The sequence below is a fragment of the Mycobacterium sp. TY814 genome, assembly GCF_030755175.1.
Classification (GTDB): domain Bacteria; phylum Actinomycetota; class Actinomycetes; order Mycobacteriales; family Mycobacteriaceae; genus Mycobacterium.
The window spans coordinates 552,629-576,008 of the sequence record NZ_JAUFRY010000004.1; the positions used below are offsets into that span (position 1 = coordinate 552,629).

Sequence of the window (23,380 nt, forward strand, 5' to 3'; positions counted from 1 at the left end):
ATCGGGCATAACAGAACAAATGGAATTTCGGCGTTTCCCGTCCCGGAGTAAACACCGAACAGGAACCAGAGGGGAGTTGATCATGTTTTGGCACGCCATGCCACCGGAGCTGAATACCGCGCGGCTGATGGCCGGAGCTGGTCCCGCTCCCATGCTGGCCGCTGCCATGGGTTGGCAGGCGCTCGCGGCGGCTCTGGACGCCCAGGCGGTCGAGCTGACCGCACGCCTGAATTCGCTGGGCGAAGCCTGGACCGGTGGCAGCAGCGACAAGGCGATCTCCAACGCCCTGCCGATGGTGACCTGGCTGCAGACGACCTCGACCCAGGCCAAGACCCGGGGCCTGCAGGCCGCGGCGCAAGCCGCCGCCTACACCCAGGCCATGGCGACCACGCCGTCGCTGCCCGAGATCGCGATGAACCACGTCACCACCGCGGTGCTCACGGCCACCAACTTCTTCGGCATCAACACGATCCCGATCGCGATGAACGAGATCGACTACTTCGTCCGCATGTGGACACAGGCCGCCGTCGCGATGGACATCTACCAGGCCGAGACGCTGGCCAACACGATGTTCGACAAGATCGAGCCGATGGCGTCCATCCTCGATCCGGGGATGAGCCAGGGCATGTCGTCGACCCAGATGCTGGCGATGCCGAGCAGCCTCACGTCGAGCCAGCTGCAGGCGACGGCAGGGCAGGTCGCCGAACTCAGCGGCCCTATGCAACAACTCGCCCAGCCGGCGCAGCAGATGACCTCGATGTTCAGCCAGATGGGCGGCAGCTCGGGTGGCCCCAGCGCCGGACTCGGCGAGGACGAGGCTCAACTCGGCCTGGTCGGCGCCAGCCCGCTGTCCAACCACCCGCTGGCGGGCGGTTCCGGTGCGAGCGTGGGCGCAGGACTGCTGCGCGGCGAGGCGCTGCCGGGTGCGGGCGGCACATTGGCCCGCACTCCGCTGATGACCGGCCTGATCGACAAGCCCGTCGGCCCCGCGATGATGCCGGCGGCAGCCGCCGGCGAGTCGGCGACCGGTGGCGCTGCCCCGGTGGGCGCGGGCGCCATGGGCCAGGGTGCCTCCGGCGGTGGCAGCTCCCGACCGGGCCTGGCGGCCCCGGCGCCGGTCTCCCAGGAACGCGACGAACCAGAAGAAGACCTGTGGGACGACGAGGACGAATGGTGAGAGTCCCACGGCCACAACAGACTTCCCGGCCAACCGGGCCGGAAGACTTGCCAACCACGGCGAGGAATGGAAAGAGAGAAAGTAGTCCAGCATGGCAGAGATGAAGACTGATGCCGCTGCCCTCGCGCAAGAGGCAGGTAACTTCGAGCGAATCTCGAGTGATCTGAAGACTCAGATCGACCAGATCGAGTCGACCGCGGGTTCGCTGCAGGGTCAGTGGCGCGGTGTCGCCGGTCAGGCCGCCCAGGCCGCCGTCGTGCGCTTCCAGGAAGCCGCCAACAAGCAGAAGGCTGAGCTCGACGAGATTTCCACCAACATCCGTCAGGCCGGCGTTCAGTACCAGCGTGCCGACGAGGAGCAGCAGCAGGCGCTGTCCTCGCAAATGGGCTTCTGACAATAAATCCCCCCACCGACCACCAGAAAAACGGAGCAAAGACATGACAGAACAGCAGTGGAATTTCGCGGGCATCGAGGCCGCGGCCAGCACCATCCAGGGAAACGTCTCCAGCATCCACTCCCTGCTCGACGAGGGTAAGCAGTCGCTGACCAAGCTCGCCGCGGCGTGGGGCGGTAGCGGTTCGGAGTCCTACCAGGCCGTTCAGCAGAAGTGGGATGGCACCGCTCAGGAGCTCAACAACTCCCTGCAGAACCTGGCCCGGACGATCAGCGAAGCCAGCCAGGCCATGCAGTCGACCGAGGGCAGCGTGACCGGATTGTTCGCATAAGAAGCCGCTCTATACGCGTAGAATCTCGAAGCACGAGATTGGGCGAGTTCAACCCATTCGGGGGATCTCGCCCCTTCTCGTGCTTCCCTCATTTGGCGAGCTTCTGAGAGGTTCTCATGCCAGCCGACTATGACAAGCTCTTTCGGCCCGCTGAGGATTTCGACTCGCCGGACGACGACGCCGGGCAAAGTTTCTTCGACCCGAATGCGGCATTTGCCGCACCGCCTGCCGGCAATGGCGACACCGGGGCTCCGGCCGCTTGGTCGCCGCCGATCCCCCCGCCCGCGGCCGCGGTAGACGCTCCCCCACCCCCCAACCTGCCTCCGATGCCGATCGGCGCGCCGCCCCCTGCGCCGCCCCCTGCGCCGCCCCCTCCGCCACCCGAGCCCCCACGGGTCGAGGCCGAACCTCCGCAGGCGGCGGCGGCCGCGTCAGCCGGACCGGCTGGCGCGGGCCCCAAATCCCCACTGCCACCGATGCCCATCGGCGGACCACCGCCGCCGCCACCGCCCGCACTGCCCGAGTTCACCCCGGAGCCAACGCCGGTCGCGCCCCCGGTCGCAGCCGAGCCCGAACCGGAACCGCTGCCCGAGCCGGCACCCGAGCCGGCCCGGCCTCCGATGCCTGTGGGCGGACCACCACCCGCCCCACCGCAACCGCCCGAACCCCCAACGGCACCAACCGAACCCGCGCCACCCCGGCCCCCGATGCCCATCGGCGGACCACCGCCGGCGTCACCAGAACCGCCCGCACCACCTGAACCCGAACAGGCCCGGCCCCCGATGCCTGTCGGCGGACCACCACCCGCCCCACCGCAACCCCCAACGGCGCCAACCGAACCCGCGCCACCCCGGCCCCCGATGCCCATCGGCGGACCACCACCCGCCCCACCAGAACCGCCCGAAGCCCCTCCGGCGCCGCCGAAGCCGCCGCCGCCCGAGCCGGCGCCGCCGCACGCACCTCATGCAGCGGCCCCACCACTGCCGCGCGACCGTTCTTCCGGCCCGATGCCGGTCAACGGATCGCCCCCGCCCCGCGAAGCCCCGCCCCGCGAAGCCGCACCGCCCGACACCGGCCGCCGGGTTCGGTTGTCGGCACCGCCACCGCAACCACCGCCGCCCGCGCCGGTCGATCCGCAGTCCGAGCCGGCTCCGCCTTCCCCCCGCCGGCGCCACCGCTATCTGCCCGACCCGGACTCGGGAGAAGCCGATCCCCAAGCGGGCACCTACTTCCGGGTCCCAATGCCGCCCACAGCCCAACCGGCGCCCGGGCAGGCACCGACGGGACAACCACCACGCTCGCAGGGCGGCAGGCGACGAGCCCCGTCCGGCCCGATTCCCGTGCGGCCCCGGCCGGCATCGGCGGCGGAATCACCGTCGGCCCCGCCTGCCCCCGGCCCGCCTGCCCCCGGGCCGCGGCCCGGCCCCGCGCCGCGAGCGACCCCCGCCCCGCGGCCGGCCCCGGCCTCTGTGCGACCCCCGGCCCCGGCTCCAGAGCAGCCACCGCCTGCACCGGCCGCCGCACCCCAACCGGTGCCGGTGCCGCCGAAGGCCGCCAAACGCGTGCCGCAGCGGGGTTGGCGCGGCGCCCTCTACAAACTGACCAGGATCAACGCCGGCTTGTCCCGCGACGAGAAGTACGAGCAAGAGCTGCGTGCCCGCGTCATGCGGAAGGCGCGCGGCTCCTACCAGATCGGCATGCTCGGGCTCAAAGGCGGCGTCGGCAAGACCACGACGACGGTGACCCTGGGCACCATGCTGGCGCAGGTGCGCGGCGACCGAATCCTCGTCCTCGACGCCGATCCCGGTTGCGGCAACCTCGCCGAGCGCGCGGGTCGCACGTCACCGTCGTCCATTGCGGACCTGGTGGCCGACGAAAATCTGTCGCACTACAACGACGTCCGGGCACACACCAGCGTCAACGCGCACAATCTGGAGATCCTGCCGACCGCCGAGTACACCACCGCCCAGCGTGGTCTCAGCGGCGACGACCTGCGGTTCGCGGTCGACACGGTGTCAAAGTTCTACAACCTGGTGCTGGCCGACTGCGGGCCCGGTCTGTTCGACCCGGTGACGCGGGGCGTGCTGGAGACCGCGTCGGCGATCGTCATCGTCACCAACGTGTCGCTCGACAGTGCGCGCCAAGCCGAGAGCGCCCTGGAATGGCTGCGGCACAACGGCTACCAGGACCTGCTGAGCCGGGTCGCGGTGGTGATCAATCACGTCGCGGTTGGTGAAACCAACGTCGCGGAGAAGCAGTTGGTGAGACAGTTCCAACAGCTGGTCCAACCGAACCGGGTTGTGCTGCTGCCCTGGGACAAGCACATCGCGGAGGGTACCGAGATTCAGCTCGACCGGCTCGACCCCGTCTATCAGCGGCGGGTGCTCGAGTTGGCCGCGGCTTTGTCCGACGATTTTGAAAGGGCTGGACGACGTTGAGCGCACCTGCCGTTGCTGCCGGCTCTACCGCCACGGGGGCTGCCCCCGCCCGGCCCGCCACCACACGGGTCACGATTCTCACCGGTAAGCGGATGACCGACCTGGTGCTTCCGGCGGCGACGCCGATGGGCATCTACATCGACGAGACCGTGTCCGTGCTGGCCGACCTGCTCGAGGACACGCCGGCCGACGTGCTGGCCGGATTCGACTTCAACGCGCAGGGGGTCTGGACCTTCGCTCGGCCCGGCTCGCCGCCGCTCAAGCTCGACCAGTCCCTCGACGAGGCCGGCGTGGTCGACGGATCGTTGCTGACGCTGGTGTCGACGAGCCGCACCGAGCGGTACCGGCCGCTGGTCGAGGACGTCATCGACGCGATCGCGGTACTCGACGAATCCCCGGAATTCGACCGGTCGGCGGTCGATCGCTTCATCGCCGTCGCGATCCCGGTGCTGGCGCTGCCCCTCACCGCCATCGCGATGCGGGCCTGGTGGATCACCGGGCGTCACTGGTACTGGCCGGTGGCCATGGCGGTAGTCGCGGTCTGCATCCTGATCGCCTCGTTCGTGGCGAAGCGGTTCTACCAGCGACCCGAACTCTCCGAATGCCTGCTGATCGCGGCGTATCCCGTGCTGGCCGCCGCGGCGGCCATCGCGGTGCCGTTGCCGCGGGGGACCACGTCGCTCGGGGCTGCGCAGCTTGCCGCGGCAGCGACGGCGGTGCTGTTCCTGACGCTCGCCATCCGCGGCGGTCCGCGCCAACGCCACGAGGTCGCGTCGTTCGTCGTCATCGCGATGATCGCGGTGATCGGCGCTGCGGTGGCCACCGGCTACGGCTACCGGGAATGGGTGCCGGCGGGGGCCATCGCGTTGGGCCTGTTCGTCATCACCACCGCGGCCAAACTGACCGTCGCTGTCGCCCGCATCGCGCTGCCCCCGATTCCGGTGCCCGGCGAGACCGTCGACAACGAGGAACTGCTCGACCCGGTGACCGCCGACGAGGCCACCAACGACGAGACCCCGACCTGGCAGGCCATCATCGCGTCGGTGCCGGCATCGGCGGCGCGGCTGACCGAGCGCAGCAAGCTGGCCAAGCAACTCCTGATCGGCTATGTGACGGCGGGCGCGGTGATCCTGGCCACCGGAGCGATCGCGGTCGTCGTGCACGGACACTTCTTCGTGCACAGCCTGGTGGTGGCGGGTCTGCTGACCGTGCTCTGCGGCTTCCGGTCGCGCCTTTACGTCGACCGTTGGTGTGCCTGGGCGTTGCTGGCGGCGACCGTCGCGATCCCGACCGGTCTGACCGTCCGGCTCAGCCTGTGGTACCCGAATTGGGCGTGGCTCATCGTGGCCGGCTACCTCGTCCTGGCCGTCATCGCGCTGACCATCGCCAGCGCCATGGCACCGATCCGCCGGCTGTCACCGGTGATGAAGCGCATCTCGGAGCTGATCGACGGGGCAGTGGTCGCCTCGATCATCCCCTTGCTGCTGTGGATCACCGGTGTCTACGACATGGTGCGCAACCTGCGGTTCTAGATCGGCGCCGCGACCGAGCCGGCCGGCGGCGTGCCGCCACCCGCGCTCGCGACCGGAGCGCTCACCAACGTGGTCTTGCCCGCTGCGGCGCCGTCCGCCGATTGCGCGTCCGCGCCGTCCTTGGCCCCGTCGTCCTTGGCGTCGTCTTTGTTCTCGTCGTCGGCGGGCTTGGTGTCACTGGCGAGCTGAGCCGAACTGCCGCCGCTCTGGCCCGCCTGCGAGACCGCTTGCTGGATGCTCTGACCGACCTGCTGCCCCATCGGGGCCATCTGCTGCGCCATCGGCGCCAGCTGCACCAACTGCGGAATGGTCGCGGCGACCTGCGGGGACAGCGCTTCGGCCTGCGCCCCGATCGTCGCGCCGACCTGCGACACCGCACCGCCGGACGCGGCACCCATCAGTTGCTGCGCCGCGGCCGCCGGACCGCCGGCCATCGCGGCGGCCGCACCCGCGCCGGCGCCCGCGCCGAGCAGTCCGCTGGACTGGCTGGTCATGGCTCCCATCACGCTGTCGCTCAGCGACTGGCCGTCGGAGGCGAAACCGTACTGCGCCAGTGCCTGGCCCAACGACTGATCGGCCCGGGTGTAGATGTCGGCCGCGGTGCTCATGCTGGACGCGGTGCGCTTCAGGGAGGCGGTGACGCCGGGCAGTCCCTCGCTGACCAGCGATTCGATGCCGGGCATGGTCTGGCCGATCGCGGCCGACATCGCGTCGGATCCCGGCACGGTCATGGGTGCCGGCGGCGCGGGAAAGACGAGTTCGCCGAGTTTGCTCGCGGCAGCGATCAGGCGGGCGGGATCAACGGCCAGCGGTTCAGCCATCGCAGCGTCCCTTCTCTTGAATCGGAAATCTCATCGCCGGCCGGGGCCCGTCAGGGTGTCTCGGTCAGCGCACTGTCGAGCAGCGCGGCCACGTAGCGCCAGTACAGGAACTCGATGACGGCCGGACGTTGCGCCTCGGGATCCGCCGCCGCGTAAGCCTGGTGCAGCGCCAGGTCCCGGCAGTGGGCGGCGTAGGCATGGAAGGCCCGCAGGTGCGCCACCTCGCGGCCGGTGGCCGTGCTGGTCATCGGCTTCATCAGGTCGAACCAGAGCATGTGTCGCTCGTCGTCGGGTGTCTTGGCGTCCGCCGGCGCGGGCGGCAGCAGGTCCAGCAGATGCAGGTCATCGGTCTCCTGCAGCTGGGCCGCGGCCGAGGGGTCGACCACCTCCAGTCGCGGCCGGCCGACCATCTTGCCACTCTCCGGGATGTCGTCCTCCTCGAGGATGACCTTGGCCGCACCCACGTCGGTGTTCGCCAGCTGCTCTGCGGTGCCGATCACCGCACGCAGCTTGAGGTCGTGAAACGCCGCCCAGCCCTGAATCGCCATCGCCGGATACGTTGCGCTGCGGGCTTTTTCGTCGATCGGGACGTTACGGTCGGCGCTGGCCAGGTGCACCTTGGCGGGCAGCTCGACGCCCTCCGGGATGTAGGCCAGGCCGTAGCTGTTGGCCACCACGATCTCGCCGTCGGTGGTCACCGCGGTGACCCAGAAGAATCCGTAGTCGTCGTCGCCACCGCTGTCGCGGGCATTGAGCGCGGCGGCGACGCGCCGGGCCAGCCGCAGCGGGTCCTTCTTGGCACCGCGCGCCGAGGCGGCGGCGACCGCGTCCTTTGCGGCCCGGGCCGCCGACACCGGGACGGACGGCAGGGCCGTCACGTCGTCGGCCGGCGGCGTCTTGTCCTTCTCTTTGTCGTCGTGGCGCTGGGGCGGAGCCGGCCGCGCCGGAGCCGAGGTACGGGCCGAAGCCGCGCGGGGTGTGGGCCCGGTCGGGGCCCGGCCGGCGGCGCCCAGCGGCGCCCGCCCGCCGGCAGCACGTGTGCCGGCGCCGGAAGCGGCCGCCGAACCGGCCGAGGGAGCGGCCCCCGAGGAGGCGGTGCCCATTCCCATGCCGGTGGACGAACCGCGCCCGGCGGCGGCGGGGATACCGGTGGCCGCCGCCGGCGCCATGGCCGGCGATGAGTCGTCACCGCGGTGCGACGGTCCGGACCCGGCCGCCTGCCCGGGTTGTGCCGGGGCGTCGACCGCCGCCGCCGGAGCGACGTGGGGGCTGTCGGTCCCCGGGGTGGACGGCGTCGAGGGCGTGCCCGGATCGGTCGGCAACATTGGCTGGTCGGGCGACGGAGGTCCGCCGGGCGTGGGAGCCGGGGCGGGCCCCGGCGCCGGGGTGACGCCCGGAGTCGGGTTCGACGGGGATGGCGCGGGAGCGGGCGCCGGGGCAGGTCCCGGGGTGACGGGCTTGGCCGGCTTGTCGTCGGGATTGGGCTTGACCGGGGTGACCGGGGTGACCGGGGTGACCGGCGTGGACGGGTTGACCGGCGTCACCGGTATGGACGGGTTGAGCGGCGGAACGGGCGTGACGGGGGTCGTCGGGTTCGCCGGGTTCACCGGCGTGCTCGGGTTCAGCGGGTCGTACGGGTTGGCCGGCACCGGCTCGAACGGTCTGGGTGTCACCGGGGTGACGGGTGTACCGGGGTTGAGCGGGTTGTACGGGTTGGCCGGCACCGGCTGGAACGGCGTGGGAGCCGGGCCGCCGGGAGTCGGCGTGCCCGGCGTCGGCACCACCAGGGTCGGCACCTCCGGAGTGGGCGGCGTCACCCGGTTCAGCAGGTCTTGGAGCGCATTGTGCGGGGGTTTCCAATTCTTGGATTCCAGCACCTGTTCGGCGGCTTCGGCGATCAAACTGGCATTGGCCTGTTGGGCCGACCGCACCAGCGAATTGATTGCGTTCTGCCGCTCTTCTGGCTCCAGCTCGGTGTCATTTTCCAGGATGGTGATTTCCCGATGCGCGCCGTCGACATTGTTGCCAATTTCGGATTTCGCCTGCGCTATCAAATTGGCGATGTGCTGGTGCCAGGTGATGACGGTCGCCAGATAGTCCTGCAGTGTGCTCATTTCGGTGAGATTGGTGCCGAGCGCGCCGTTGGCCGCACTCGCGGCGCCGCCGGACCAGACGCCCCCATGAAAGACCTCGACCTGCTGGTGCCGGGCGGCGTCGATGACGTCGGTGACCTTGTGCAGCATTCCGTTGAAGGCCTGGGCACGGTCGTAGAAGGCGTCCTCATCGGCCTCGGGCCAGCCGCCCTCCAGCATCTGACCGGCATATTCGCCTGTCGGTCGTGGAATGCCCATCGCCTACTCTCCTCCAACGGCAGCCGGGTCGCATCTGCCGGTCAACTATCTGATTACCAAGCCTAACCGAGGTGAATGCCTGCCAGCTGCGGCAATTTCGCGATCGAAGTGCGCACGGAAAGCCGTTGCACGGCAGCACAAATTGACGAATACGCGAGCGAAACACGCAGCGGGGCGCGCGGATTAAGCGGTGGGTAGCGCCTTTTCAGCCGTGGTTATTGCCGGCGGCTTTGGTCATCGCCTCGAGAGCCGCGGTCAGCTGCTCACCGGCAGCCGAGTTGTACTGGGTCGCCGCCTGTTGGGCGTTCTGCAGGGCCTCGTTGATCCGCGCGCCGACGGCCTCGGCGCCCAGTTCCTTGATCAGGCCCTCGTTGATCCGCACCCCGGTCAGCCACTGGTGGCCGTTGATGTTGACCTCCACGGTTCCGGCTTCGTCCTCGCCGCGGAAGTTGCCGGTGTTCATCTGATTCAGCGTGCCTTCCAGGGCCTGCTGAAATCGCGCCGCCAGGGCCAGGGCCGCCGCGACATGCGGGTCCATGTCCATGTCCATTACTTCGACTCCTTCATGTCCTGCCGGCGACGCTGACCGATAACGGCCTCGGTCCACGCCCTGTCCTCGGTGTAGAGAGCTTCGTCATCCTGTTGTGCGCCTTTGGATTTCGAGCCCCCGCCGCCCTGGCCGTGGCCACCCATCGGCATACCCATGCCACCGCCCGAGGCGGCGCCGCGCCCCGTGGCCGCACCCTGGCCGACGCCCCCGAGGTCACCCGCACCCGCGGGCCGCATCGATTCGCCGGCCTCCATTCCACCGGTCGCCGGCGCCAACGGCATCGCGGGCATGCCGCCGCCACCGCCCCCGCCGCCGAGCGACATCGGTTTCATGCCAGGCTCTTTGCCCAAACTGGCGGCGGCTTCACGGACCGAGGCCAGATCGGCACCCGCGCCGGACGGCATGCCGCCGCCAGCACCGGCGCCGCCGGTGGACGGGATCATCGGGGCCTGCATACCGGTGCCCGAGCCGCCACCGGCCATGGCCGCCGCCTGCATCACCTGCGTGGGGATCAGGCCCGGCGTCTGCGCCGGCGGGGGCGGGTCGATCTTGACGGCAGCAGGGGGCTTCGGCGGGTTCACCGCTTCCAGTTGCGCCTTGGTGTTGTACTCGTTGAGCACCTCTTCGGACTTCGACTGGTACTCCGCGTAGAGCTTGATGGCCTGGTCCTTGTAGGCCGGATCTTTAGACAGCTCTTCAAGTTTCGTGATGTCGGCCAACGTCGGGTGCGAACGGCGGGCCCACACCTGCAGCTGCGCGATGTACTGCCCCTGCTTGGCCAGCGATGTCGCCAGCTTGGCCATGTGGGTGACCCACTCGCGCTGCTGATCCAGGGATGCCTCGCACGCCGTGGCCGCGTCGCCGGTCCAGTTCTCGAAGACGCGGAATCGCTTCATGTCGCCCTGCAGGGCGAAGCTGAGCTGGTTCCAGCCGTCGGCGAAGGCGGCCAGCGACGCCCCCTGATCGCCCGACTCGAGCTTGGTCGCCGCGGCTTTGAGGTCGGTGAAACCGCCGTCCCCGGCGCCCGACACCTGCGCCGTGTCCTGCAGACCGGCGGCGCTGTCACCGCCCTCGCCGCCGGCGGTCTCGCCGGCCACCTCGCCGCCGTCGCTGTTGAGCGCCTGCCCGCCTTCTTCGTCGACGTCCCCGTAAGCCTTGGCCGCGTTCCGCAGCGACGTCGCCAGGCGGGACCGCTCCCGGTTACCGGCGGTCAGGAAGTCCCTCATGTTCTCGGCGGACAAGGCGAGCTGCTGGGCGGCGTTCTTGGCAGCGGTGAGACCGCATGGCGCGGCGGGCGCGTCGTTGGGCGGCGTCGCCATCGGCGCCTCGACCTCATCGGCCCGCGAAAGAATTTCCTGCTGGTCTACCGTGACGGTCTGCGGCTGAGTCATATCGGATCGTCCTCCTTAATGCTCTAACCATTATCGTCGCTAAATTTCGAGGTCTCTGCACCAAATTCGCGAACGCCGGCTACTTCGGTAAGGCCAGTTGGTAACGGCTTTCCTCCGGTGGGGAGACACGGCGGATCGGCAACTGCCGGTGGCGCGGAGTGCTGACCATGTTGTGGCGCAGCACGACTTTGTCCACCCCGGGGTGCGGGCCGAGATACGTCGTCGCGTTCTGCCACGTCACCTTGGCCACCTGGCCGATCTGTGCGCCGATGAGCCGGGCGAATTCCTCGAAATGCGGGCCCAGCGTCACGTGCGCACCCGCCGCCGCCGCGCGGACCACGAACTGGGTGAACGTCTGCGCGTCACCCAGGTTGAGGCTGGCGTCGACGTCGTCGAACGGCAGGTACACCGGGCACCGGTTCACGGTCTCGCCGATCAGCACACCGGCCGAGCCGATCGGGATCTGGCAGTGCCGGTCGGCGATGAGGTTCTGTCCGGTGAGCGCAGGGCGTTGTCCGCCGTAGAGCCGGGTGAACCCGCGCGGCGTCTTCGGCTTGCCCATCGTGGTCAGCAGCACCGTGGCCTGCGGCAGCATCCCGGGCCTGATGCGCACCCGGGTGACGGTGCGGTCGGCGCGCGCCGACCACCACAGGTCGGGACCGCCCGGGGCGGTGTAGGCCGCGGTGTAGCAGTCGCGTCCCTTGATCATCGACCACTTCTCCCGCTCGAAGCCCTCGAAGCCGATGTCGATGGCGTGGTCGTAGTCGTCGAAGCTGCGCCCGCATACCGCGTCCACGCCGTGGCTGGCGAGGTTGTCGGCGATGCGGGTGGCCGAGGCGACCAGGTAGCGGGCCAGTCCGGCGACGCCCTCGTCACGGCGCTGGGCGGATTTGCGGGTCAGTTCCGGATCGGCGCGCAGCATGATCCAGGTGCGGCGGTGGGCCGGAGCCGGATCTGCGCCGAGCACCTGCTGGTACAGGTTCACTACGTCCGGGGCGGCGGTGGTGCCCACCCGGAAGCCGGCCGAGACGATGTCGGCCTCGAGGTCGGGGCAGTGCACTTCCAGCAGGTGTTCCAGCAGCCGGGTGTCCAGCGCGTCGTCGGTGTGCGCCTTCCCCTCGACGATCACCGTCGGGGTGAACGGCCGCGGCTTGAGTTCGATGACGGCGATCAGGTGGCTGCGCCGCCAGCGGACCGCGACGTGGTCGCCGGGCTTCACCGTCGCCCCCACCACGGGCTCAGACGGAATGTCCGGTGGTTTGCGGCGCCGCCGCAGCCACCGGAAAACCGTTACCACCCAGCCGGTGAGGCGGCGTCCGAAGAAGCTGACGAAGGCGACGACGGCGCCCGCCGCCGACAGCGCGATGCCGGCCCACCAGTAGCGCGTGGGCAGGAACAGCAGGATGGCGGCCGGTGCCAGCACCGCCAGCACCAGGGTGTGACCGGTGCTGAACTTCAGCCGCAGCGGGTTGGTCATCGCCGGCGCCTCAGCGCCCGGGCGGCCAGCGAGCCGAACCCGAGCGCCACCAGCAGGCCGACGATCGACAGGGTGACCACCGTGATCGGCAGCCGGTCGGGGGCGGGCGTCATCACTGGTGGGGGCATGCGCCGGACGTTGTACGGGATGGTGGCGCCGCCGGGCGTGATGTCCCACGTCAACGCGGCGAGCGCGTTGACCACTCCGTTTCCTACCAGATCGTCGATTCCACCCCCCGGGTGTCGCGCGGTGGCCTCGATGCGCTGCATGACCTGTCGCGCGGTCAGTTCGGGGAACCGCTGACGCACCAGCGCCGCGATGCCGGAGACGTAGGCCGCGGCGAACGAGGTGCCGGCGATGGGCACCGGTCCCTCCTTGCCCTGCAGGGCGTTCACCGGTTCCCCGGCGTCGCCGAGTGATTCGATGTTCTCCGCCGGAGCCGCCACGTCCAGCCACGGCCCATGCATCGAGAAGGTGCTCGGGACACCGCTTTGACCGATGCCACCCACAGCGATCACCGATCCGGCGTACCAGGCCGGCGTGACCACGGTCTGCACCTTGTTCCAGCCGCGGGGGTCGCCGGGGTTGGCCGCGTCGGGCAGCGGATTCTGCGCGCAGTCACCACCGGTGTTACCCGCCGCGACGACGATCACGGCGTTCTTGACGTTGACGGCGTAATCGATGGCCGCGCCCAGGCTCGCCTCGTCGATCGGTTTGGTCACCTTGTAGCAGGCCGCTTCGCTGATGTTGATGACGTTGGCGCCGAGGTTGGCGGCGTGCACCACCGCGCGCGCCAGGCTGCGGATCGAACCGGCGGCCGGGGTGGCATTGGGATCGTTCGGGTTCGGTTGGGTGCCAACGGGTTCGAACGCTTCTGAGGTCTGGCGAAGCGAGAGCAGCCGGGCATCGGGTGCCACCCCGACGTAGCCGTCGGTGGGGGCGGGACGGCCGCCGATGATCGCCGCGGTCAGCGTGCCGTGGGCATCGCAGTCGGACAGCCCGTTGCCGGCCTGGTCGACGAAGTCGCCGCCGGGCTCTGCCGGAACGCGGGGCGAGGCGTTGACGCCGGTGTCGATCACCGCGACCGTCACCCCGGCGCCGGTGGCGAACTTGTGGGCTTCGGCGACGCCGATGTAGGCGTTGCTCCACGGCGGATCGTGGAAGGTGGAATCCGGCAGCACGGTGGGTGCCGAGCACTGGACGCGTTGTTCGGTGGGCTGATCGGGGCCGGTCACATCCGGTGGGAGGGCCCCGGGATCGATCGGGGGCGGAGTGATTGCCAGTGCCGGCGGCGCCGCGAACGGTGCCGTTGCGACGGCCAGCGCCACCGCCATCAGCAAGATCCGGTGCACCCCCGAATCACTCCGTTCATTGAGTTCGTGCGGCGTGTCAATCCTGGCAGCAGTTTAGACGTAACGGGTGCGTAAACGGCGCTATTCAGGCCGGGTTGTTATGTCGCATGGACGTCGAAGGGCGGGTGCGCAAGAGACGTCGCGGGGTCAGCCGGGCAGCCTTCAGGACGCTACATCTGCGGCCGGCGCCAGCCAGGAGCGAAAGGTTTTGTATCGCAGAGTTATTCGTGGTTCCGGCGGGTACGTGGTACCGGCGGGCAAGGCAAAGATGGACAGGCCTGAACTTCGCGCGCAGTATCTAGGGGCCGACCATGACCGGGCTCGATGATTGTGCGGAGAGGTGCCCATGAGTAACAGGATCCTGGGACCCCTGATGATCCTCCTCATCGGGCTGGGACTGATGGCCTTCGGTTCTTACTACGCATTTCGGACCGTTGTGGAATGCGACAACAAGGTCATGCACAGCGGAGACAGCTGCAGACAGCGCAGGCAGCCGACCAAGACCTACGAGGAGAAGCGCGACTCTGATCACACGATCGGGTGGGTGGTACTCGGTGTCGGTTCCGCCATGGCGATCGCCGGCATCGGGCTGGGGATCAGCGCTGCGGTGCGTCGTCCCGCTTCACCGGGATTCATGCCTCCCGGCGGTCCGGGGAGTCACCCGCCGCGCGGCGCGGCGCCGTGGTATCCGCCGCCACCCGGCGGCCAGCTTTACTACCCTCCCCCGCAGTATCCGCCACAAAGTCCCCCGTGGCCGCAGCGATAGTGCCCTCGCGCACCGCCGGTGACGTTACACCTGCAGTTACTATTGTAAATACGGTACTTGCTACGATAGGGCCTGATTCCCCCGGCAGAGAGTGCGAGGTTAGAAGATGGCCACACCCGTAATCGTTGGCGCGGTCCGGACGGCGATCGGCCGGTCCTTCAAGGGCACGCTGGTCAACACCCCGCCCGAGACGCTGATCACCGCGGTGCTGCCCGAGGTGGTGCGCCGTTCCGGGGTGGACCCGTCGGCCATCGACGACATCATCTTCGCCGAATCTCATTACGGCGGCGGCGATCTGGCGCGCTACGCGGCGACGGCCACCGGGCTGGAACACGTGCCGGGCCAGTCGGTGAACCGGCACTGCGCGGGCAGTCTCACCGCGATCGGCAACTCCGCCGCCCAGATCGGCTCGGGGATGGAGCGGGTACTGATCGCCGGGGGCGTGCAGTCGCTGTCGATGACGCCGCTGACCAACTGGCGCATCCCCGGCCCGGAGCTGAAGTTCGAGGAGCGGTGGATGCCGCCCACCCACGTCGAGACGCCGGACGCCCCTGCCAAGGACATGTCGATCACCGTCGGGTGGAACACCGCGCAGTCGGTCGGCATCACCCGCGAGGAGATGGACGCCTGGGCGGCCCGCTCCCACCAGCGGGCTGTCGCCGCGCAGGACGCCGGCAAGTTCGCCGACGAGATCCTGCCGCTGAAGGTCACCCAGTTCGACGGGTCGGTCACCGAGTTCGCCGTGGACGAGCACCCGCGCCGCGACACCACAGTCGAGAAGCTGGCCGGGCTGAAGGTGCTGCACCCGGAGATCGAGGGCTTCTCGATCACGGCCGGCAACAGCAGCGGCACCAACGACGCCGCCGCGGCCGTGGCTCTGGTGGACGCCGACTACGCCGCCGCCGAAGGGCTGACCGTGATGGGCAAGGTCCGGGCCTGGGCCGCCGCCGGGGTCGCGCCGCGCGACTGCGGGCTGGGCGCGGTGAAGGTGATCGGCAAGGTACTGCAGCGCGCCGGCCTGTCGGTCGACGACGTGGCGCTGTGGGAGATCAACGAGGCGTTCGCCTCGGTGCCGATCGCCGCGTGCCGGGGGTACGGCATCGACGAGGATAAGGTGAACTTCTTCGGCAGCGGCTGCAGCCTGGGCCACCCGATCGCGGCGTCCGGAGCGCGGATGGTCACGACGCTGACCTATGAGCTGATGCGCCGCGGCGGCGGCATCGGTGTGGCCGCGATGTGCGCGGGCGGCGGTCAGGGCGGGGCGGTCGTCGTCGAGGTCTAGCCGGCCGTCACAGCTCGATCGGCACATGCTTCTCGGCGCACGCCTCGCGCACCGCGGTGATCACATCCTGGGTGCGCAGCGTCTGCAGCTCCTCGACGGTCACCGACCCCTTGGCACTGCGGTGCTGGGCGGCCACCCGTGAATCCCTGAGTCGTTCAGCACGTTCCACGATGTTGCGGGCGAAGCGTCCGTTCTGCATGAGGTCGACGCCGTGGGTGCCGTCCGGTGCACGATACGAGCGCAATGTCGCACAGGCCGCCGTCAGCGCCTCGGCGGCGCTCGGCTCGATGACCGTGGCTCTCGGATCGCCGTAACGCACGGCAATTTCCACCAGCTCGTCGGGCGTGTACGACTCGAATCGCAGCTTGCGGTTGAACCGTCCGGCCAAACCGGGGTTCACCGTGAGGAATTCGTCGACTTCCTTTTCGTAACCGGCGCCGATGAAGCAGAAGTCGAACCGGTGCACCTCGAGTGCGACCAACAACTGGTTGACCGCCTCCATGCCGATCATGTCCGGCCGCCCGTCCTGGTGTCGTTCCACCAGTGAATAGAACTCGTCCATGAACAGCACACGGCCCAGCGAACGGTCAATCAGCTCATTGGTTTTCGGACCGGACGCACCGATGTGCTCGCCGCAGAAGTCGGCCCGCTTCACTTCGACGATCTCGGGATGCCGGACGATACCCAAGCCGGCATAGATCTTGCCGAGTGCTTCGGCGGTGGTGGTCTTTCCCGTCCCCGGCGGACCGACCAACAACATGTGATTCGTCTGATTGGCCACCGGCAGCCCCGCCGCCAGCCGTAGCGCACGGACCTCGATCTGGTCCTCCAATTCGGCGACCGCGCGCTTGACCTCGGCCAGTCCGACCTGATTGTCGAGCAGCGCGCGACCCTCCTGCAACAGTTGCCCGCGGCGCTCCTCGTGTTGGGCATCGGTGCGCTGCTGCACGGAACGCTGAGTCTTGACATCCCATTTGTCCGTACGAGTGCCGATGGTCTCCTCATCGGTGACCAGGAGTTGCAGGCTGGAGTCGGCCAGCGCCTGTTTGGCGGTCACCAGCAGCGCACCGTTGATCGTTGCGCGGGACAGCCACTCTTGCGCCTGCGCTTCGTCGCCGAGCTGGCGGTGCGCCATCCCACGCACATAAGCGAGGTCAGCCGCGATCAACGGGTAGTCCGCGGAATCGATTGCCGTGATGGCGTTCTCGTTGCGGGCGCGGCGCGGCCCGGCGCCCGCCGGGTGCACCTCCACCCGGTCGGTCCAGCTGAGCGCAACCCGCGCCTGCCCCAGGTGGGCAGCGGCGTGCGCCGCCAACGCGCAGGTCGCCGCCGTGACCGCCGACATGATGATGGCCTGCGGAGGTAGCACCGTCGCCGCCACGGAGACAGCGTCCGGCCACCGCTGCGTGGCGAACATCAGGTACGCCTCGATGTACTGCTGCCACTGGTGGTTCTCCCAGGTGTCCAGCAGGGCGGGGTCACGCAGCAGGGCGTCGGCCTCGGCGTACTGGGCCGCATCGACCAGCGCGCTGGCCAGAGCCAATCCGGCGTGCGAGGCCTCGGTCACCGAAATCGACAGGTACGGGCCCGCTTTGACGGGCGCCGACAATCGCACGCCAAGCCGGTTCGTCTCGCGGTGCAATCGCGACCCGTACACATACAGCTGCCGCACCGTTGTCAGCGACTCGTCACCCGCGGCGATCCGGCCCAGCCAGGCATCGGCCATCGACGGGTCGATCTCGGTTGCCTCTCGGAATCGCGCCCCCGCCCCGGCAGGGTCCCGGTCCAACAGCGACATGCCCTGGTCGAACCGCTTGCGTGCGGCGGTCGTCATGGTGCCGCTCGTCATGGTGAATCCGCCGTTGCCAGGTCGCCACTGCGCGTGGGTTCAGTTGATACGTAACGATTCTCGGCCCGGAACAGCTCGACCTCCACGGTATGAACCTGGCCGGCAGCCGCAACCGAAATGGTGGCGGGACCGGTCTGCGTGATGAGCACCGTCGCCGAGCCGCGGTGTTCAGTGTCCGGCTCGCCCACGGAGACAATGGTGTTCGGGCGGGGTGCGGGAGTGACGGTGCCGTCCACCACGCTGACCGTGGTACCGGCCATCGGCTTGGCCAGGTCGGTGACGGCGACATCGGGAGTTCGAACAGTGCTCCAGCGCTTGAGGTTTCGTGTGTGCACGGTGATCCGCTCGCCCGCCCCGGCCAGCCTGACCACGATGCGTTTGGCGAGCGCGTCTTCTGCGGCGATGTGCACCCGGCTGAATTCACCCGGGTCGTCGAGAGGCAACATCATTCTGTTTCCGTCGTCGACTTTGCCGAGCAGAACTCCCGAGGGGCCGATCGGGATCACCAGCGGATCGGTCAAGGGTCCGCGCCGGATTCCACGCAACCGGGGCAACGGGCCGCAGAGACTGGCTGCGAGTGCCGCGGCCTGTTCACCCGGCAATGTCTGCAACAACATGCCCGGTGGAGCCGTCGGCGGTTGCGCAGTGCGGACGGTGACCGTGGCCGTGATGCTGCCGTCGCCGAAAAGCGTGATGTTCTGGGTGATGCCGTCAGCGCGCATCGTCCACGCGTGCGCCAGATTGTCGGTGGTGATATCGGCGGGCCGGTACCAATACGTGGTCAGCCAGCCCCGCTCGCCGCGCACCGAACCCCAGCGGCGGTTCAACACCTCCAGCGCGGAGGACCCCAGCCGTCGTTCCAGCTCGACGATGTCGGTAGCCGTTGCGACCTTGGCGCGGATTCCGCGCTGGCGCATCGCCGCGCTGATCCGTTGCGCGGCGGCCAGGGTTGCCGTGCCCACGGAAGTCCTGGACCGCAGCGCTTCGGCGTTGGCCATCGCGGGAATGCGCACGACGAGCCAGGTTTCGCGCTGCCCGGCATAGGGCGGCGTGCCGATCAGTGTGTCGTAGACCCGAGGGTAGTCGCCGGTGTGCCGCCGCCGGGCACCGGTGCTGACCACGCTGAGCGATGCCAGCCGCAGCCCCAGAGTCTGCCGTAGCAACGGCACGAGATCGCCGATGTCAAAGGCATTCTCGGTGTGGGTCGAGGTCGAGCCGGTGAAGAGGGTCGCCGTGTGCGACTTGCCCAGTAACTGGACGGCGGCCACCGCGGTCCCATCTTGGAAACGCACTCCGCCGCCGGCGCGGTCGTTGGCCACGGTATGCGGCTCGGACCACCGCATGGGACGTCCGCGCCGCCACCACAAGCTGAACCACGAGCACGCCGTCTGTCCCCGCCAGCGAACGACGGTGACCGCCAGCCCCAGGACCAAACCCGTTGCCGCCCCGGCATAGCCGGTGATCGCCCACCCGGTCAGGGTGGCCAGGAAGATGCCGCCGATGACGATCGGCCGGATGTCGCGTGTCATCGTTCCCGCCGGACCCGGGTGATCAGGGCGGCGGCTGCCACTGCTGCCATGACGAGTCCGGCGAAGATCACCGCAACGGTGCGGGCGCGGTGATCCGGTGGTGGCGGCGGCGCGGCCGGAGTGATGATCCGGCTGTGCGCTGCGGGTGGAAGCCGCTCCCCCGCAGGCACATCGAAGGTCAAGGCAGCCACCGGGTCCACCACCCCGTAGCCGACCTGGTTGTCCACTCCGCGCGGTGGACTGTGTGCTGTCTGGATGATGCGGTTGATGATCTGGTGAGCGGACAGCCCTGGATACTTGGCGCGCACCAGAGCCGCGACGCCGCTGACATAAGCGGCGGAGAAGCTGGTCCCCCAGATCGGCATGTTCTTCTCGCCGGGCCGGATTGGGGGGTAGGCGTTGACAGGCCCACCGGACTGCGGCGACAGCCCCATGATGCCGACGCCGGGCGCCGCCGCCGCCACCCAGGGCCCGGCCAGGCTCTTGCTGATGACGGCGCCGGTGTTGTCGACCGCGCCCACCGACAACACGTAATCGGAGAACCATGACGGCGACGAGACGGTCTTGACCTGATGCCAGTCCCGCGGGTCGGCGGCGTCCAGCGGGTCGAAGGAGGGGTTCTGGGCACAGCCGTCTTCGCTGTCATTGCCCGCGGCGGCGACGATGACCGCATCCTTGACCGTCGCCGCGTACCACACCGCCGCGCCGATGGCCGCCTGATCCAGCGGGTCAGCGGCAGGTACGCACGATGTCACGCTGATGTTGATCACTTTGGCGCCCATGTTGGCGGCGTGCACGATCGCACTCGCCAAGGTCGCGATGGAGCCCGCCTTCTTGCGGACCTCCATGTCGCCGGGTCCGGGATTGGCCGGCTCGTAGGCGCGCGACGACTGGCGGATGGAGATGATCACCGCGTGCGGGGCCACACCCATGACGCCGTCGGGTGCCCCCGGCGGTGGGGCGGGTACCTCTGGTATGTCGGCTCCGCCGGGGCCGGGATCCCCCGGCCCGTTAGACGGTTCGTCGCCGGGTGGCGGTGGCGGTGGCGCCGGTCTGGTCTCGGTGACGGTGACCGGGGTGGGCGGCGGCGGGGCCGCGGGAGGAGGCGGCGGCCCCCCGGGTGGCGGCGGCGCGCCCTCGACCGGAGGTGGTCCGGCGGGCGGCGGGAACGCCGCCGTGGCGGGCATCGGGGCGGGCATCGGGCTGCCCTGCGGCGCGGCGCCGATCACCGACGCCACGATGGTGCCGTGGGCATCGCAGTCCATCAGGCCGTCGCCGCCCATGATGTAGTCGCCGCCGGCGACCACCCGCAATCGCGGGCTGGGGTTGATGCCGGTGTCGATGATCGCGACCGGCACCCCGTTGCCGGTCGAGTACTGCCAGGCCTTGCTGATGTTCAGCATGGTGAAACCGGGCGCGGTGACCCCCACATTGGGATCGGCCACGGTGATGGTCCGCGCACACATGTTGCTCTGCCGCATCGGTTGCTCCGCGGCCGGCCTACCGTCCGCGGGCACCCGGGACGGGTCGATTGTCGGTGGCGGAATAGCCTGTGCCACCGGATAACACGTCGACAGGCCCAGCACGATGCCGGCCAGCGCAGCGGCGCTCAGCCTCCTGCCGGTCGTCGCTGTCCGGCTCATCGCATGCGCACCCACGTGAACAACCCGCCGATCCAGGCGGCCATGGGCAGCGCGGCGATGATGGCAACGATCTCGACCCACTCCGCGGCCATCCGGACCAGCGGGGTGAACCTGGTGACCGGCACGAGCAAGGCCGCCAGCAGTCCGGCCGCGGCGAACGCCACCAGCAGCACTGTCGCAACCACGAGTGCCTGGGCCGACGAGGCCGGCTCATGCACAACGTGTTTGACAATTCCCGCACAGGTCGCGACGGCCGCCCCCGACACCAACGCAACGGCCTGCCGTCGGTCGGCGAAGGCCCTGCCGCGGCTGATGAAGATCACCACGAACAGCGCGGCGAGTACCGCGGCCGCCGACGCCCGGTCGCGGCCCGGCATCAGCGACGACCACACCGCGGCGGGCAACGCTGCCGCGGCGCCGACGCAGATTCCCGTCAGCACGTTGTTGGCGCGCCTGGCCGCCGCAGCGATTTGTGTGCCGCGCGGGGTGGTATCGGTATTGGCCTCCTCGTCCGCACCGTCGTCGACGGGTGCGACGGCGTCTGTGGGCAGTCCGGCGCTGCGCCGGAACAAATCGCGCCCGGTGATCGAACCGAAGTACGGCGGCCGGATCCGCGCGACCCACAGCGCGATCGTCGGGGCCAGGGTCAGGACAATCAGCAGGGTGATCAATGTGCACATCCCCAGCCACTGGGCGGGTACGGGCCACCACATCCGCACCGCTGCGACAGTTCCGCCCAGCGCGCACAGCGTCACCACCGTCGCTGCCGCGCTGACGTAGCGTCCCGTCGCTGCACTCATCCCCCAGGTCAAGACGCCCGCCGTCAGCGTTGCGATGAAAACATGGGCCGCACCGAGATGACCCGGCGCACCCGCACCCAGCGCCACCGCGAGGAGTGGCACCGCCAGCCACCCGAACCCGTCGAACATGTCGGTGCGATGCGGCCACCACCTCCACACCGCAACGGCCCCGGCTACGGACAGTAGCCCGACGCTGCCGGTGACCACGCTGGCCGCCAGCGCGTCAGACGAAATACGCTGCCGCACAGCAAGTCCCAATATCGTTGCGGCGACGGCTGCGGTGATGGCCAACGCGGTGCAGGCCGCGGTGTGCACGGTGACCGGTTCGAAAAGCTTTTTGCCCACCCGGGCCAGGCCGGTGGACAGCGATTCGTACTGCGGCTCGAAAGATTCACCATCGACCGCGGGAACGAGCGCGAGTGTGGCGCCGTCCTCGACACCCAGTTCGTCAAGGGTCTTCGTCACATCCAGGCGCACGCCGTTGGCTTTGTGCAATTCGTATCCGGCGCCGGCGTCCAGGCCGCTCAGACCGCGACGCTTGAGTTCGTCGTTGAGCAGCTCGACGGCGTTGTCGATGAAGACCTCGATCGGAACCGATGCGGGGTAAACCTGCGAAAGAAGGTGTTTACCGCAGACGACGGCCACCGCACACCGGGCGGGAAACGACACCTTCGCCATTACCGTGGCCTGTCGGCATCCGGAATGTACTTGTCCGCGAGCCCCGCAGTGATCTCGAACAACCGCAAACGAGATTGCTTTCTCAATTCGTGGCGAGTATCGATGATGCCGCCCTTGGCCAAATACGGGTCGTACGGCATGAATTCGACGGTGGCCCCGGATTGCCGGAAGCGTTCGGTGAGATATTTACGTGCGTCCGGGTCGTATTTGTCGCGGCTGTCGTTGAGGATGACGGTGCTTCGGGACACCAACTCGTGATAACCCATCGACCGCAGCAGGTCGATCGAACGTGTCACTGGCAGGGAGGTGTCCGCGGTCAGACCTGAGACGAAGACGAGGGCATCACACGCGTCGAGCACCGCCTTCATCACCGGGTGTTCCAGGTCGTCCGACGTGTCGACCACGATGACGGTGTGGGTGCGGCGCAACCGCGAGAGCACCCCGGCGAACATCGACGGCACCAGTGGCCGTGGTTGGTCCGAGGCGCGGTTGCCGGCCAGTACGTCCAGGCCAATGCTGTTCTGGCCCAAATGCTCTCGAATGTCGGCGTAGCCCTGGACGTCGGTGTCGTTCAGAACGGCCGAGTAGTCCCCGGGCGGGGATTCATCGATCCGGCCGGCCAGCGTCCCGAACCCCGGGGCGGCGTCGATGGCGACCACGTTGTCGGGCCGGCATTCCCGGAACACGCCGCCGATGCACGCGGTCATCGTGGTCTTGCCGACCCCGCCCTTGCCCGAGATCACCCCGATCACGTACTGCTTGCGGATGTGGCGGCGGATCCGCGTCTGCAATTCGCGGTAGTGCCGTTCGGCCGGCGACTCCCCGAGATTGATCGTCTGAAAAGACAACGCGTAGAGGAACTTTCGCCAGCCCGATCCGGGTGGCACTTTCCGCGGAGCCACCATGTCGGAAATGCGCAGGGTGCCGGAGACGGATTCCTGGTGCTGGTAACGCCCGGTCTGTTCGGCGGCGTTCGGGCCTGCATTCCACGTATTCGTCACGGCGCGATCACTAACACT

19 protein-coding genes are annotated in these 23,380 nt (G+C 69.1%); 7 read left to right on the forward strand and 12 right to left on the reverse strand.

Translation table 11 applies throughout. The features are described from left to right. The first annotated feature begins 82 nt into the window (after positions 1-82). From QXH22_RS27785 to QXH22_RS27795, 3 genes are all read left to right on the forward strand, one after another. Positions 83-1,177, forward strand: a complete 1,095-nt coding sequence (locus tag QXH22_RS27785; protein ID WP_306246607.1) for a PPE family protein — start codon at positions 83-85, stop codon at positions 1,175-1,177. 91 nt (positions 1,178-1,268) lie between these two features. Then, complete coding sequence (locus tag QXH22_RS27790; RefSeq protein WP_055581190.1) at positions 1,269-1,571, forward strand: WXG100 family type VII secretion target; 303 nt, start codon at positions 1,269-1,271, stop codon at positions 1,569-1,571. A gap of 43 nt (positions 1,572-1,614) precedes the next feature. After that, positions 1,615-1,902 carry a WXG100 family type VII secretion target gene (locus QXH22_RS27795; protein ID WP_055581191.1) on the forward strand — a complete coding sequence of 96 codons (288 nt, stop codon included), beginning with the start codon at positions 1,615-1,617 and terminating at the stop codon, positions 1,900-1,902. A gap of 127 nt (positions 1,903-2,029) precedes the next feature. Here QXH22_RS27795 and QXH22_RS27800 read toward each other — a convergent pair whose 3' ends face one another. Then, positions 2,030-2,770 (reverse strand): hypothetical protein, encoded by a 741-nt coding sequence (locus tag QXH22_RS27800; protein ID WP_306277586.1) that lies wholly within the window; start codon positions 2,768-2,770, stop codon positions 2,030-2,032. On the opposite strand from QXH22_RS27800, the gene QXH22_RS30600 reads away from it, so the two are divergent. Together QXH22_RS30600 and eccD (QXH22_RS27810) are read left to right on the forward strand one after the other, a co-directional pair. Next, the gene (locus tag QXH22_RS30600) at positions 2,763-4,340 is read left to right on the forward strand and encodes an AAA family ATPase (RefSeq protein ID WP_371934330.1); all 1,578 of its coding nucleotides are present in this window, start codon (positions 2,763-2,765) and stop codon (positions 4,338-4,340) included. The two genes, QXH22_RS27800 and QXH22_RS30600, sit on opposite strands and share 8 nt — an antisense overlap. Then, positions 4,337-5,872, forward strand: a complete 1,536-nt coding sequence (gene eccD / locus QXH22_RS27810) for a type VII secretion integral membrane protein EccD (protein ID WP_306246601.1) — start codon at positions 4,337-4,339, stop codon at positions 5,870-5,872. Before QXH22_RS30600 ends, eccD (QXH22_RS27810) begins: the two co-directional genes overlap by 4 nt. Here eccD (QXH22_RS27810) and QXH22_RS27815 read toward each other — a convergent pair. The 6 genes from QXH22_RS27815 to mycP (QXH22_RS27840) form a co-directional block, all read right to left on the reverse strand. Further along, complete coding sequence (locus QXH22_RS27815; protein WP_306246599.1) at positions 5,869-6,693, reverse strand: hypothetical protein; 825 nt, start codon at positions 6,691-6,693, stop codon at positions 5,869-5,871. The two genes, eccD (QXH22_RS27810) and QXH22_RS27815, sit on opposite strands and share 4 nt — an antisense overlap. A 50-nt stretch (positions 6,694-6,743) precedes the next feature. Then, positions 6,744-9,044, reverse strand: coding sequence for a secretion protein EspK (locus QXH22_RS27820; RefSeq protein ID WP_306246597.1), 2,301 nt, complete (start codon positions 9,042-9,044; stop codon positions 6,744-6,746). A gap of 205 nt (positions 9,045-9,249) precedes the next feature. Next, a complete protein-coding gene (locus QXH22_RS27825; RefSeq protein ID WP_306246595.1) occupies positions 9,250-9,594 on the reverse strand; it encodes a YbaB/EbfC family nucleoid-associated protein in 345 nt (114 codons plus the stop codon). Next, positions 9,594-10,985 carry a secretion protein EspB gene (locus tag QXH22_RS27830; RefSeq protein ID WP_306246594.1) on the reverse strand — a complete coding sequence of 464 codons (1,392 nt, stop codon included), beginning with the start codon at positions 10,983-10,985 and terminating at the stop codon, positions 9,594-9,596. The genes QXH22_RS27825 and QXH22_RS27830 overlap by 1 nt, the downstream gene beginning before the upstream one ends. Positions 10,986-11,064: 79 nt before the next feature. Further along, the gene (gene eccE / locus QXH22_RS27835; protein ID WP_306246592.1) at positions 11,065-12,462 is read right to left on the reverse strand and encodes a type VII secretion protein EccE; all 1,398 of its coding nucleotides are present in this window, start codon (positions 12,460-12,462) and stop codon (positions 11,065-11,067) included. Next, positions 12,459-13,814, reverse strand: coding sequence for a type VII secretion-associated serine protease mycosin (mycP, locus tag QXH22_RS27840; protein WP_306246590.1), 1,356 nt, complete (start codon positions 13,812-13,814; stop codon positions 12,459-12,461). The genes eccE (QXH22_RS27835) and mycP (QXH22_RS27840) overlap by 4 nt, the downstream gene beginning before the upstream one ends. Before the next feature lie 346 nt (positions 13,815-14,160). Here mycP (QXH22_RS27840) and QXH22_RS27845 point away from each other — a divergent pair, with 346 nt between their 5' ends. After that, on the forward strand, positions 14,161-14,580 hold the full coding sequence (locus QXH22_RS27845; RefSeq protein WP_306246588.1) for a hypothetical protein: 420 nt from the start codon (positions 14,161-14,163) through the stop codon (positions 14,578-14,580). A gap of 106 nt (positions 14,581-14,686) precedes the next feature. Further along, positions 14,687-15,862, forward strand: coding sequence for a thiolase family protein (locus QXH22_RS27850; RefSeq protein ID WP_306277587.1), 1,176 nt, complete (start codon positions 14,687-14,689; stop codon positions 15,860-15,862). A 7-nt stretch (positions 15,863-15,869) separates the two neighbouring features. Here QXH22_RS27850 and eccA read toward each other — a convergent pair whose 3' ends face one another. Genes eccA through QXH22_RS27875 form a run of 5 tightly spaced genes read right to left on the reverse strand, consistent with a single transcriptional unit; the run spans position 15,870 to position 23,362 of the window. Continuing rightward, positions 15,870-17,711 (reverse strand): type VII secretion AAA-ATPase EccA, encoded by a 1,842-nt coding sequence (gene eccA / locus QXH22_RS27855; protein WP_306277588.1) that lies wholly within the window; start codon positions 17,709-17,711, stop codon positions 15,870-15,872. After that, entirely contained in the window at positions 17,708-19,240 is a 1,533-nt protein-coding gene (gene eccE / locus QXH22_RS27860; protein ID WP_306277589.1) for a type VII secretion protein EccE, read from the reverse strand. The genes eccA and eccE (QXH22_RS27860) overlap by 4 nt, the downstream gene beginning before the upstream one ends. After that, complete coding sequence (gene mycP, locus QXH22_RS27865; RefSeq protein ID WP_306246580.1) at positions 19,237-20,883, reverse strand: type VII secretion-associated serine protease mycosin; 1,647 nt, start codon at positions 20,881-20,883, stop codon at positions 19,237-19,239. The genes eccE (QXH22_RS27860) and mycP (QXH22_RS27865) overlap by 4 nt, the downstream gene beginning before the upstream one ends. Beyond that, on the reverse strand, positions 20,880-22,361 hold the full coding sequence (gene eccD / locus QXH22_RS27870; RefSeq protein WP_306277590.1) for a type VII secretion integral membrane protein EccD: 1,482 nt from the start codon (positions 22,359-22,361) through the stop codon (positions 20,880-20,882). Before eccD (QXH22_RS27870) ends, mycP (QXH22_RS27865) begins: the two co-directional genes overlap by 4 nt. Further along, the gene (locus tag QXH22_RS27875) at positions 22,361-23,362 is read right to left on the reverse strand and encodes a MinD/ParA family protein (RefSeq protein WP_306277591.1); all 1,002 of its coding nucleotides are present in this window, start codon (positions 23,360-23,362) and stop codon (positions 22,361-22,363) included. The genes eccD (QXH22_RS27870) and QXH22_RS27875 overlap by 1 nt, the downstream gene beginning before the upstream one ends. Positions 23,363-23,380: the final 18 nt, after the last annotated feature.